This window comes from Paracoccus zeaxanthinifaciens ATCC 21588, from assembly GCF_000420145.1.
In the GTDB taxonomy this organism is placed as follows: domain Bacteria; phylum Pseudomonadota; class Alphaproteobacteria; order Rhodobacterales; family Rhodobacteraceae; genus Paracoccus; species Paracoccus zeaxanthinifaciens.
In genome coordinates this window covers 33540-46268 of sequence record NZ_ATUJ01000019.1, presented here as the reverse complement: position 1 = coordinate 46268, position 12729 = coordinate 33540, and the positions used below count along the sequence as shown (strand labels likewise).

Sequence of the window (12729 nt, the reverse complement as noted above, 5' to 3'; positions counted from 1 at the left end):
CTCAGCACGCGCCGGTCATCGACCCTCGGCTTACCATGGCTCTTGGGGAAGAACGGCTTCAGCCGCTCCATCTGTTCGTCCGTCAGCCAGAAAAGATTACTCATGATGCCCCCACCTGTTTGGGAGCGTGAATCACGCCGACAGGACGGCATCAAGAAAATTAATGGGTCCTGACCCTAGGCAGGACGTGTTCGATTACATCGAGATGTTCTACAAACCGAAACGCAAACATGCGAGGAATGGGATGTTGTCGCCCGCCGAGCTCGAGCGGCAGCAGAAGATCAGACGTGAAGGCGTCTAAGAAACTCGGGGCTATTCAGATAGCGGCACGGGGACACACCGCTTTTTCGGGCGTTTTTGCCGCATTGCGGTGCTTGCGGGGCCGAATTGCATCCCTATATACACCCCCGAAGCCGTCCGGAGGTTCCGGGCGAATTTTCGAGCATGGGATCGGGCTGCGGGGGCCATAACGGACCCGGAGCCCCCGAAATCGCCGCAAGAAAGGTTAGACGAAACATGTCCAAAGTCATCGGCATCGACCTCGGCACCACCAACAGCTGCGTTGCGATCATGGATGGCAGCCAGCCCAAGGTCATCGAGAACAGCGAAGGCGCACGCACCACGCCCTCGATCGTGGGCTTCGCGGAAGGCGAGCGCCTTGTCGGCCAGCCCGCCAAACGCCAGGCGGTCACCAACCCCACCAACACCGTCTTCGCGGTCAAGCGCTTGATCGGCCGTCGCATCGGCGACGAAGCCGTCGAGAAGGACAAGAAGCTGGTTCCCTATTCCATCGTCGACGGTGGCAATGGCGACGCATGGGTTTCGGTCCGCGACGAGAAGTACTCGCCCGCGCAGGTCAGCGCCATGATCCTTCAGAAGATGAAGGAGACCGCCGAATCCTATCTGGGCGAGGAAGTGACGCAGGCCGTCATCACCGTTCCCGCCTATTTCAACGACGCTCAGCGTCAGGCGACCAAGGATGCGGGCAAGATCGCGGGCCTCGAAGTCCTGCGCATCATCAACGAGCCGACCGCGGCAGCCCTGGCCTACGGCCTGGACAAGAAGGACACCAAGACGATCGCGGTCTATGACCTCGGCGGCGGTACCTTCGACATCACGATCCTGGAAATCGACGACGGCCTGTTCGAAGTGAAATCGACCAACGGGGACACGTTCCTCGGCGGCGAGGACTTCGACATGCGCATCGTCAACTATCTCGCCGAAGAGTTCAAAAAGGAACACGGCGTCGACCTGACCGGTGACAAGATGGCGCTCCAGCGCCTGAAGGAAGCCGCCGAGAAGGCCAAGATCGAGCTGTCCAGCAGCAGCCAGACCGAGATCAACCAGCCCTTCATCAGCATGGGCTCGAACGGTCAGCCGCTGCACATGGTCATGAAGCTGACCCGCGCCAAGCTGGAAAGCATCGTGGCCGACCTGATCAAGCGCACCATGAAGCCCGTCCAGGACGCGCTGAAGGATGCAGGCTGCTCCAAGGGCGACATCGACGAGGTCGTCCTGGTCGGCGGCATGACCCGCATGCCCAAGGTCGTGTCCGAGGTGACCGAGTTCTTCGGCAAGGAGCCGCACAAGGGCGTGAACCCCGACGAGGTCGTCGCACTGGGCGCCGCGATCCAGGCGGGCGTGCTTCAGGGCGACGTCAAGGACGTGGTCCTTCTGGACGTGACGCCGCTGTCGCTCGGCATCGAGACCCTGGGCGGCGTCTTCACCCGCCTGATCGACCGCAACACGACGATCCCGACCAAGAAGTCGCAGATCTTCTCGACCGCGGAAGACAACCAGAACGCCGTCACCATCCGGGTCTTCCAGGGTGAGCGCGAGATGGCCGCGGACAACAAGATGCTGGGCCAGTTCAACCTGGAGAACATCCCGCCCGCACCGCGCGGCATGCCCCAGATCGAGGTGACCTTCGACATCGACGCCAACGGTATCGTGTCGGTTTCCGCCAAGGACAAGGGCACCGGCAAGGAGCAGAAGATCACGATCCAGGCGTCGGGCGGTCTGACCGACGAGGAGATCGATCGCATGGTCAAGGACGCCGAGGCGAATGCCGAGGCCGACAAGGGCCGCCGCGACCTGGTCGAGGCCACCAACCAGGCCGAGAGCCTTGTCCACAGCACCCGCAAGTCGCTGGAAGAGCATGGCGACAAGGTCGACAGCTCGACCATCGAGGCGATCGAGCTGGCCGTCGGCGCGCTGGAGGAATCGCTCAAGTCCGAGGATGCGGGCAAGATCCGCTCGGGCATCCAGAACGTCATGGACGCGTCCATGAAGCTGGGCGAGGCGATCTACAAGTCGCAGCAGTCCGAAGGTGGCGACGCCGCCGGTGACGATGTCGACGAGGGTCAGCGTTCGGCCGATGACGATATCGTCGATGCCGATTTCGAGGATCTCGGCGAAGACGACAAGAAGCGCGGCTGATAGCGGCCGCCACCCGAAACGGGCCGGTCCGCGCAGCCAGCCGGGCCGGCCCACTTCTTTGGGTCAACCAGTACAGGACGACACATGGGCAAGCGTTGCTATTACGAGGTGCTCGGGGTCAGCCGCGGGGCCTCGGCCGACGAAATCAAGAAGGCCTATCGTGGCAAGGCCAAGGAACTGCACCCGGATCGCAACAAGGACGATGCGACGGCCGAGGCGAAGTTCAAGGAAGCCAACGAGGCCTATGAATGCCTCAAGGACGAACAGAAGAAGGCGGCCTATGACCGCTTCGGCCATGCCGCGTTCGAAAACGGCGGCGGCGGCTTCGGCGGCGGTCGCGCGGGCGGTCATCCGGGCGATTTCGGCGCGGCCTTCTCGGATGTGTTCGAGGATCTGTTCGGCGACATGATGGGCCGCCGCGGTGGCGGTGGCGGTCGGTCGCGCGCACAGCGCGGGCAGGATCTGCGTTATAACCTGCGCGTTTCCCTGGAAGAAGCGTTCGAGGGGCTGCAGAAGACCATCACGGTCCGCTCCTCGGTGGCCTGCGACGAATGCGACGGCACCGGTGCCGAAGGCTCGACCGAGCCTGCAAGCTGCCCGACCTGCGCAGGCATGGGCAAGGTCCGCGCCCAGCAGGGCTTCTTCACCATCGAGCGCACCTGCCCCACCTGCGGCGGCCAGGGCCAGATCGTCAAGAACCCCTGCAAGGCCTGCCACGGCGCGGGCCGGGTCGAACGCGACCGCACCCTGTCGGTGAACATCCCCGCCGGCGTCGAGACCGGCACCCGGATCCGCCTTGCGGGCGAGGGCGAGGCCGGGCTGCGCGGCGGTCCGGGCGGCGATCTGTACATCTTCATCGAGGTGGCCGAGCACGAGATCTTCATCCGCGACGGCCGGATGCTGGCCTGCCAGGTTCCCGTCAGCATGGCGACCGCCGCCCTTGGCGGAGAGGTCGAGGTGCCGACCATCGACGGCGGGCGTGCCCGCGTGAAGGTTCCGGCAGGCAGCCAGACCGGTCGCCAGATGCGCCTGCGCGGCAAGGGCATGCCGCCCCTGCGCCACGGCCCCGGCGCCTCGGGCGATTTCGGCGACATGCTGATCGAGCTGTCGGTCGAGACCCCGGTCAACCTGACCCCGCGCCAGCGCGAGCTGCTGCGCGAGTTCGAGGCTGAGAAGGCGGATAACAGCCCGCAATCCGACAGCTTCTTCGACAAGGTGAAGACCTTCTGGGAGGGGATGACCCGCTGAGCGGGTTAACCCTTCCTTAAGCACGACGGGTCCATGTTCGACGCATGGACCCGAATCGTGCCTTTGGCGAAATGCCCATGCCGCTGTTCAGCCCCGCCGCCGACGACGTGGCGGTGGCGGCGCCCACCGCGAAGCCCGCGAAGGGCACACCCAGCTACCTTGCCGATCACCGCGCGCGGCTGCGCGACCGCTTCATGCAGGGCGGCGCGCAAGCCATGCCCGATTACGAGCTGCTGGAGCTGGTCCTGTTCCGGGCGATTCCCCGACAGGACGTGAAGCCCCTCGCCCGCCGCCTGATCGAGACCTTCGGCGATTTCAACCGCGTTCTCTCGGCGCCGCCCGCGCGGCTGGTGGCGATCGACGGCGTGGGCCCCGCGGTCGTGACCGAGCTGAAGATCGTCGAGGCCGCGGCGCAGCGTCTTGCGCGGGCCAAGGTCATCAACCGGCCCGTGCTGTCCAGTTGGGAGACGCTGCTGGATTACTGCCACACCGCCATGGCCCACCGAGAGATCGAGCAGTTCCGCGTCCTCTATCTCGACCGCAAGAACGTCCTGATCGCCGACGAGGAACAGGCCCGCGGCACCGTCGATCACGTCCCCGTCTATCCACGAGAGATCATCCGCCGCGCGCTGGAGCTGAACGCCTCGGCGCTGATCCTGGTGCACAACCACCCCTCGGGGGACCCCACGCCCTCGGACCAGGACATCACGATGACCGCGCGGATCGCGCAGGCGGCGGACAGCATGGGCATCACCATCCACGACCACCTGATCATCGGGAAATCGCGCGAACTCAGCTTCCGGTCCGAGGGGCTTCTCTGACGATATGGCACGGCTGCCGCATCTGCTGCGGCAACACGGGCTTATCATCTGGACTGACAAGGATTTGATCGGTAGAAAAGCCTGCGCGAAGGCTGCGCGATCCGCGGCCCGGAACGTCGTATGGCCGGCATTCCGGCCCGAATTGGAGAATAACCCGTGTCCCACGCAGATGATCACGTAGGCACCCGGAGGGACTTCCTCTATTACGCCACTGCCGGTGCAGGCACCGTGGCGGCCGGTGCCGCCGCCTGGACCCTCGTGAACCAGATGAACCCTTCGGCCGACGTGCAGGCGCTGGCCTCGATCCAGGTGGATGTCAGCGGCGTGTCCGCAGGCTCGCAGATCACTGTGCTGTTCCTCGGCAAGCCGGTCTTCATCCGCCGCCGCACCCCCGAGGAAATCGAGGCGGGCCGCGCGGTCGAGCTGAACCAGCTTGTCGACCAGAACTCGCAGAACCCCAACATCCCGTCGGGCGAGGCCGCGACCGACCAGAACCGCACGCTGGACGAAGCCGGCGAATGGCTGGTCCAGATCGGCGTCTGCACCCACCTGGGCTGCGTGCCCATCGGCGACGGCGCGGGCGATTTCGGCGGCTGGTTCTGCCCCTGCCACGGCAGCCACTATGACACGGCGGGCCGCATCCGCCGGGGTCCCGCACCCCAGAACATGCATATTCCCGTGGCGTCGTTCATCAACGACACCACCATCCAGCTGGGCTGAGGAGGGTTCTCATGGCCGGAATTCCGCACGACCATTACGAGCCCAAATCGGGCTTCGAGCGCTGGCTGCACCGCCGTCTTCCGGTGGCGGGCATCCTGTACGACACCCTGATGATCCCCACGCCCAAGAACCTGAACTGGATGTGGATCTGGGGCATCGTCCTGACCTTCTGCCTGGCGCTGCAGATCATCACCGGCATCGTCCTGGTGATGCACTACACCCCACATGTCGACCTGGCCTTCGCCAGCGTCGAACACATCATGCGCAACGTGAACGGCGGCTACATGCTGCGGTACCTGCACGCGAACGGCGCATCGCTGTTCTTCGTCGCGGTCTATCTGCACATCTTCCGCAACCTCTACTACGGCAGCTACAAGGCCCCGCGAGAGGTCACCTGGATCATCGGCATGCTGATCTACCTGCTGATGATGGCCACGGCCTTCATGGGCTACGTGCTGCCCTGGGGCCAGATGTCCTTCTGGGGCGCCACGGTGATCACCGGCCTCTTCGGCGCGATCCCCGGCGTGGGCGAGACGATCCAGACCTGGCTTCTGGGCGGACCGGCCGTCGGCAACGCGACGCTGAACCGCTTCTTCTCGCTGCACTACCTGCTGCCCTTCATCATCGCGGGCCTGGTGATCGTCCATATCTGGGCCTTCCACCACACCGGCAACAACAACCCGACCGGGATCGAGGTGCGCCGCGGCAGCAAGGCCGAGGCCGAAAAGGACACCCTGCCCTTCTGGCCCTATTTCGTGATCAAGGACCTGTTCGCGCTGGCCGTCGTGCTGCTGATCTTCTTCGCGGTCGTGGGCTTCATGCCGAACTACCTGGGCCACCCGGACAACTATATCGAGGCGAACGCCCTGCAGACGCCTGCGCATATCGTCCCGGAATGGTACTTCCTGCCCTTCTACGCGATCCTGCGCGCCTTCGACGGCGACGTGTGGCTGGTGCAGCTGGTCAGCTTCCTGTCCTTCGGCATCGTCGACGCCAAGTTCTTCGGCGTGCTGGCGATGTTCGGCGCGATCCTCGTGATGGCGCTGGCGCCGTGGCTCGATACCTCGCGCGTGCGCTCGGGCCGCTACCGCCCGCAGTTCAAGTGGTGGTTCTGGATGCTGGCCGCCGATTTCATGATCCTGATGTGGGCGGGCGCCATGCCGGCCGAGGGGATCTATCCCTATATCGCGCTGGCGGGTGCCGCCTACTGGTTCGCCTATTTCCTCGTGATCCTGCCGCTTCTGGGCGTGATCGAGAAGCCGGTCCCCATGCCGGACACGATCGAGGAAGACTTCAACGCACATTACGGCGCCAAGGCGACACCGGCCGAGTGAGGAGAGCCAGAATGACCATGAGAACCAAGACCCTCACGGCCGCTCTGGCCCTGATGATCCATGCCGGTGGCATGGCATGGGCACAGGACGCCGAGGCCACGACCGACGCGCCCGCGAACGAGGCCGTCGAGGCGACCGGGGCAAGCACCTCGGACGCCGCCCCGGCCCCGGCCGAGGAGGCCCCCACGGCCCCCGAGGCCGGAGAGGTCGCCGAGGACGAGGCCCCCGCCGAGGAAGCCGCGCCCGCCGCGGAACCCGAAGCTGAGGCCGAGGCAGGCGCATCCGCGAACGAGGAAGCCGCCGCCGAGGCACCGGAAGGTGCCGAAGCCCCGGCAGCCGAGGGAGAGCCCGCAGCCGAAGCCGCCAGCGACGAGGTCGCAGCAGACCCCGCCGAGACCGAGGCGACCGAGGACACCGCCGAAGCCGCGTCCCATGACGAGGTCGAGGGCGACGAGGCCGCCCATGCGGACGATCATGCCGAGGACCACGGCGGTGACCACGGTGACGATCACGCCGAAGGGCATGGCGACGACCACGCTGACGACCATGGCGACAGCCATGGCGCGGCCCATATCGAGGATATCTCGTACAGCTTCGAAGGCCCGTTCGGCAGCTTCGACCAGTTCCAGCTGCAGCGCGGTCTCCAGATCTATACCGAGGTCTGCTCGGCCTGCCACGGCCTGAAGTTCGTCCCGATCCGCACCCTGTCCGACGATGGCGGCCCCGGCCTGCCCGAGGACCAGGTCCGCGCCTATGCGCAGAACCTGCTGCCGATCTTCGACGAGGACACGCAGGAGGAACGCGACCGCCTGCCGACCGACCACTTCCCCGCCGTGACCGGCATGGGCATGGGGCCGGACCTGTCGCTGATGGCCAAGGCGCGCTCGGGCTTCCACGGTCCCTATGGCACCGGCCTGAACCAGCTGTTCCGCGGCATCGGTGGACCGGAATACATCCACGCGCTGCTGACCGGCTATAACGGCGAACAGCAGGAACAGGCGGGCACGCTGCTTTACGGCAACGACGCCTTCGCGGGTGGCTGGATCAGCATGGCCCCGCCGCTGTCCGACGACCGCGTGACCTACGAGGACGGCACCCCGGCGACGGTCGACCAGATGGCGACCGACGTTGCGGCCTTCCTGATGTGGACGGCAGAGCCGAAGATGATGGACCGCAAGATGGTGGGCCTTGTCGGCGTGCTGTTCCTGATCGTGCTGGCGGGTCTGCTGTACATGACCAACAAGCGCATCTGGGCACCGCACAAGGACAAGCTGAAGGGCTGATTCCGCCCCTTGCCTGAACGACATGACGCGCCCCGGCCTCCGGGGCGCGTTTTTTCATGGCTGGACAGGCCCGCCCGTCATCCGCCAAACCGATACCGACAAGCGGAGGATCACATGGCCATCTGGAATCTGGGGTCGATCAACATCGACCATGTCTACAGGCTGGACAGCCTGCCCAACCCCGGCGAGACGCTGGCCTCGCGCAGCTATTCCGAGGGGTTGGGCGGCAAGGGCGCGAACCAGTCGGTCGCCGCCGCGCGGGCGGGGTCCGCGACGCATCACCTGGGCGCGATGGGCACGGGCGGCGAATGGGCGCTGGACCGGCTGCGCGATGCCGGGGTCGATGTCGCGGGCGTCGCGCATCTGCCGGACCAGGCCACGGGCCACGCGATCATCCTGCTGGATGCAATGGCCGAGAACGCCATCGTCATCCATCCCGGCGCGAACTGGGCCATCCCCGAAGATGGGGTCGCATCCGCGCTGGACGCGATGGGCCACAGCGACACGCTTCTGCTGCAGAACGAGACGAACGCGCAGGTGGCGGCCGCCTGCAAGGCCCGCGAGAACGGCGCGCGCGTGATCTATTCCGCGGCCCCCTTCGATATCGACGCGGTGCGCGCGATCCTGCCCCATGCCGACATTCTTGCGATGAACGAACACGAGGCCGCGCAGCTGTTCGCGGCCGAACCCGGCGATCTGCCGGTCGCGGGGCTGCTGATCACCAAGGGCGCGGCGGGTGCGGAATATCGCGACCTGAGGTCCGGGCAGACCCATGCGCAGCCTTCTTTCCCCGTCACGCCGGTGGACACGACGGGGGCGGGCGACACCTTCGCGGGCTTCTTCGCGGCGGCGCTGGATCAGGGCGACGACATTCCGGCGGCCCTGCGGCTGGCCGCAGCCGCAGCCGCGCTGCAGGTCACGCGGCAGGGCGCGGGCGATGCGATCCCCACCCGCGCCGAGGTCGATGCCTTCCTGAACCGCTAGCCGATGGTGCCGCGCCGACCGCCCGTCTGCGCGCGGTCCAGCAGCAGGTGGTCGAGGATGACGCAGGCCGCCATCGCCTCGGCCACCGGCACGGCACGGATGCCCACGCAGGGGTCGTGACGGCCCTTGGTGATCAGGTCGATCTCTTCGCCGCGCGAGTTGATCGAGCGGCGCGGCGTCGTGATCGAGCTGGTCGGCTTGATCGAGAACCGCACTACGATATCCTGCCCGGTCGAGATCCCCCCAAGGATGCCCCCCGCGTGGTTCGACAGGAATTCGGGGCCGTCATCGGTCATGCGGATCTCGTCGGCATTGTCGGTGCCGCGCAGGGCGGCGGCGGCCATCCCCTCGCCGATCTCGACGCCCTTCACGGCGTTGATCGACATCATCGCGGCGGCCAGATCGGTGTCCAGCTTGGCATAGACGGGCGCGCCCAGCCCCGGCGGGCAGCCCTGCACCATCACCTCGATCGCGGCGCCGACGCTGTCCTGCGCCTTGCGGATCCCGTCCAGGTAATCCGACCAGGCCAGTGCGCCTTCCGCATCAGGCAGGAAGAACGGGTTGCCGCCGATCGCATCCGCGTCGAAACGCGCGGGATCGAGGCGCATCTCGCCCATCTGGACCATGTAGCCGACGATCTTCAGGTCCGGCAGCAGGTGACGCAGGACGGCCTGCGCGACCGCGCCCGCCGCGACCCGCGCCGCCGTTTCCCGCGCGCTGGAGCGACCCCCGCCGCGATAATCGCGATGCCCGTATTTCAGGTGATAGGTGATGTCCGCGTGACCGGGCCGGAAGCTGGTCGCGATATCGCCGTAATCCTTGGACCGCTGGTCGGTATTCTCGATCATCAGCTGGATGGGCGTGCCGGTGGTCAGCCCCTCGAAGACGCCCGACAGGATGCGGACCTGGTCGGCCTCGCGGCGCTGCGTGGTGTGCTTGCTGGTGCCGGGGCGGCGGCGGTCCAGGAAGGTCTGGATGAAGCCCTCGTCCAAGGGGACGCCCGGCGGCACGCCGTCCACGGTCGCGCCCAGTGCGGGCCCGTGGCTTTCGCCCCAGGTGGTGAAGCGGAATTCACGGCCGAAGGTATTGATGCTCACGGGGCGGTCTCCTCGGTCAGGGCCTTGAGTTCGTAGATCAGGTCCAGCGCCTCGCGCGGGGACAGGCTGTCGGGATGCACCTTCTTCAGGCGTCCGTCCAGTGCCGAGACGCGCGGCGCGGGGGGTGGCGGGGGCGCGGCGCGGAACAGCGGCAGCTCGTCGATCAGGGCGGCGGGACGCGCGCCGCCTTCGCGGGCGCCGGTCTCGAGCGTGTCCAGAACGTGGCGCGCGCGTTCGACGACGCTGGCGGGCAGCCCGGCCAGCCGCGCGACCTGCACGCCATAGCTGCGATCGGCGGCCCCCTTGCGGACCTCGTGCAGGAAGATCACCTCTCCCTCCCATTCGCGGACGGTGACGGTGGCGTTCTCGACCCCGTCCAGCTTGGCGCTGAGGGCCGTCATCTCGTGGTAATGGGTCGCGAACAGCGCGCGGCAGCGGTTGGCGGCGTGCAGATGCTCCATCACGGCCCAGGCGATGGACAGCCCGTCCCAGGTCGCGGTGCCGCGACCGATCTCGTCCAGGATCACCAGCGCGCGGTCGTCGGCCTGGTTCAGGATGGCCGCCGTTTCGACCATCTCGACCATGAAGGTGGACCGGCCCCGCGCCAGGTCGTCGGCGGCGCCCACGCGGCTGAACAGCTGGCTGACCATGCCGATATGGGCGGACCGCGCGGGCACGAAGGCACCCGCCTGCGCAAGGACCGCGATCAGGGCGTTCTGGCGCAGGAAGGTCGATTTGCCCGCCATGTTAGGGCCGGTCAGCAGCCAGATCGCGGGCGTCCCGCCTGTGGTCAGGTCGCAATCGTTGGCGACGAAGCTTTCGGACTTGCGCTTGAGCGCGCGTTCCACGACCGGGTGGCGGCCCCCTTCGATGACGAAGGCGCGGCTTTCGTCCACGCGCGGGCGGACCCAGCCCTCGCCCGTGGCGATGTCGGCAAAGGCTGCGGCCAGGTCGATCTCGGCCAGGGCGCGGGCGGCCTGCCCGATCCGGGGGGCGGCATCCAGCACGGCCCCGCGCAGCATGTCGAAGATGCCGCGCTCGATCTCCAGCGCGCGGTCGCGGGCGTTCAGGATGCGGGTCTCCAGTTCCGACAGCTCGACCGTGGTGAAGCGGATCTGGTTCGCGGTCGTCTGGCGGTGGATGAAGGTTTCCGACAGGGGCGGCGTGCGCATCCGGTCGGCATGGGTGGTCGTGGTCTCGATGAAATATCCCAGCACGTTGTTGTGCTTGATCTTCAGGCTGCCGATGCCCGCCAGCGCGGCGTAATCGGCCTGCATTCCCGCGATGACGCCGCGCCCCTCGTCGCGCAGGCGGCGGGTCTCGTCCAGGTCGGCATCGTGGCCGGTGGCGACAAAGCCCCCGTCGCGCGCCAGAAGCGGCGGCTCGGCCACCAGCGCCTGGTCCAGCAGGTCGATCAGGTCGTCATGGCCGCGCAGGTCGGTGGCGGCCTCCAGCAGCAGCGGCGGCGCATCGTCCGGCAGACGGTCCGCGATGGCCGCGGCCTGCGTCAGGCCCGCGCGGATCGCGGCCAGGTCGCGCGGCCCGCCGCGTTCCAGCGACAGCCGCGACAGGGCGCGGTCCATGTCGGGCGCACGCGACAAGGCGCTGCGCAGATCCGCCGTCAGCCGCGCGTCGTTCGCCAGCGATTCGACCGCATCGTGGCGCGCATGGATCACCGCCAGATCGCGCGAGGGGGCGCTGACGCGGCGTTCCAGCAGGCGCGCGCCGCCCGCCGTCACGGTGCGGTCGATGGCCGCCAGCAGCGACCCCTCGCGCCCGCCGGACAGGGCCTGCGTCAGCTCCAGGTTGCGCCGCGTCGATGCGTCGATCTGCACCGCGCCGCCTGCGCGTTCGCGCATGGGCGGGCGCATCAGCGGCAGGCGGCCCTTCTGCGTCAGCTCCAGGTATTCGACGATGGCGCCCATCGCTGCCAGCTCGGACCGCGAGAAGCTGCCGAACCCGTCCAGCGTCTCGACCCCATAGAGCGCGGCCAGCCGGCGCGACCCCGCGGCGCTGTCGAAGCAGGATGCGGGCAGGTCGGTCAGCGCCGCGCCCGCATCCTCGATCAACTCGTCCAGCCCCGCGCCTTCGGCGGCCAGCACCTCGCGCGGGGACAGGCGTGCCAGTTCGGGCGCAAGGCGGGGCAGCGGGCATTCCATGACCTGGAACGACCCGGTCGAGATATCGACCCAGGCCAGCGCCCCTTCGTCGCGGACCTGGGCAAAGGCTGCAAGGAAGTTGTGGCGCCGGGCCTCCAGCAGCGTCTCCTCGGTCAGGGTGCCGGGCGTGACCAGCCGGACGACATCGCGGGCGACCACGGACTTGCTGCCGCGCTTCTTGGCCTCGGCGGGGTCCTCCATCTGTTCGGCGATGGCCACGCGGAACCCCTTGCGGATCAGCGTCAGCAGATAGCTTTCGGCCGCATGGACCGGCACGCCGCACATCGGGATCGGTTCGCCCAGATGCGTGCCGCGTTTCGTCAGCGCGATGTCCAGCGCGGCGGCGGCGGCGACGGCGTCCTCGAAGAACATCTCGTAGAAATCGCCCATGCGATAGAACAGCAGCGCACCCGGATTCGCCTCGCGGATTGCCAGGTACTGGGCCATCATCGGGGTGGGCTGATCGCTCATGTCGGGTCCTTGCGCCGTGTCGCGCCCGTTTCTAGCCGCTTGCGCAGCCCTGCGAAACCACTACATTCGGTCCGACCTCGGGGTGCCCTTCGGATGGGCTGAGACGCGCGACGCGGACCCGCAGAACCTGATCCGGTTCAGACCGGCGGAGGGAAGGTGCCGCACCTCTTTCC

Annotated in this window: 8 protein-coding genes, 3 pseudogenes and 1 riboswitch; of the genes and pseudogenes, 8 read left to right on the top strand and 3 right to left on the bottom strand. The window is 67.4% G+C overall.

Annotated features, from left to right (window positions below; translation table 11 throughout):
• A pseudogene (locus F804_RS17425) lies at window positions 1–104 on the bottom strand (IS5/IS1182 family transposase); the annotation flags it as partial.
• A 68-nt stretch (window positions 105–172) separates the two neighbouring features.
• Here F804_RS17425 and F804_RS17420 point away from each other — a divergent pair.
• The 8 genes and pseudogenes from F804_RS17420 to F804_RS0114390 all read left to right on the top strand — a co-directional run.
• A pseudogene (locus F804_RS17420) lies at window positions 173–301 on the top strand (IS3 family transposase); the annotation flags it as partial.
• Between the two features lie 215 nt (window positions 302–516).
• Window positions 517–2439, top strand: coding sequence for a molecular chaperone DnaK (dnaK, locus tag F804_RS0114420; RefSeq protein WP_022708458.1), 1923 nt, complete (start codon window positions 517–519; stop codon window positions 2437–2439).
• An 84-nt stretch (window positions 2440–2523) separates the two neighbouring features.
• A complete protein-coding gene (dnaJ, locus tag F804_RS0114415) occupies window positions 2524–3687 on the top strand; it encodes a molecular chaperone DnaJ (protein WP_022708457.1) in 1164 nt (387 codons plus the stop codon).
• Between the two features lie 44 nt (window positions 3688–3731).
• Window positions 3732–4508, top strand: coding sequence for a RadC family protein (gene radC / locus F804_RS0114410; protein WP_022708456.1), 777 nt, complete (start codon window positions 3732–3734; stop codon window positions 4506–4508).
• A gap of 156 nt (window positions 4509–4664) precedes the next feature.
• On the top strand, window positions 4665–5228 hold the full coding sequence (gene petA / locus F804_RS0114405) for a ubiquinol-cytochrome c reductase iron-sulfur subunit (protein ID WP_022708455.1): 564 nt from the start codon (window positions 4665–4667) through the stop codon (window positions 5226–5228).
• A gap of 11 nt (window positions 5229–5239) precedes the next feature.
• Entirely contained in the window at window positions 5240–6562 is a 1323-nt protein-coding gene (gene petB / locus F804_RS0114400; protein ID WP_022708454.1) for a cytochrome b, read from the top strand.
• 560 nt (window positions 6563–7122) lie between these two features.
• A pseudogene (locus F804_RS17720) lies at window positions 7123–7845 on the top strand (cytochrome c1); the annotation flags it as partial.
• A gap of 114 nt (window positions 7846–7959) precedes the next feature.
• Window positions 7960–8829, top strand: a complete 870-nt coding sequence (locus tag F804_RS0114390; RefSeq protein ID WP_022708452.1) for a ribokinase — start codon at window positions 7960–7962, stop codon at window positions 8827–8829.
• On the opposite strand, the gene aroC is transcribed toward F804_RS0114390, so the two are convergent.
• Both aroC and mutS read right to left on the bottom strand, forming a co-directional pair.
• Window positions 8826–9926 carry a chorismate synthase gene (gene aroC / locus F804_RS0114385; RefSeq protein ID WP_022708451.1) on the bottom strand — a complete coding sequence of 367 codons (1101 nt, stop codon included), beginning with the start codon at window positions 9924–9926 and terminating at the stop codon, window positions 8826–8828. The genes F804_RS0114390 and aroC overlap by 4 nt on opposite strands.
• Window positions 9923–12556 (bottom strand): DNA mismatch repair protein MutS, encoded by a 2634-nt coding sequence (gene mutS, locus F804_RS0114380; protein ID WP_022708450.1) that lies wholly within the window; start codon window positions 12554–12556, stop codon window positions 9923–9925. The genes aroC and mutS overlap by 4 nt, the downstream gene beginning before the upstream one ends.
• A 68-nt stretch (window positions 12557–12624) precedes the next feature.
• Window positions 12625–12727, top strand: a riboswitch (TPP riboswitch).
• The last annotated feature ends 2 nt before the right edge of the window (window positions 12728–12729 follow it).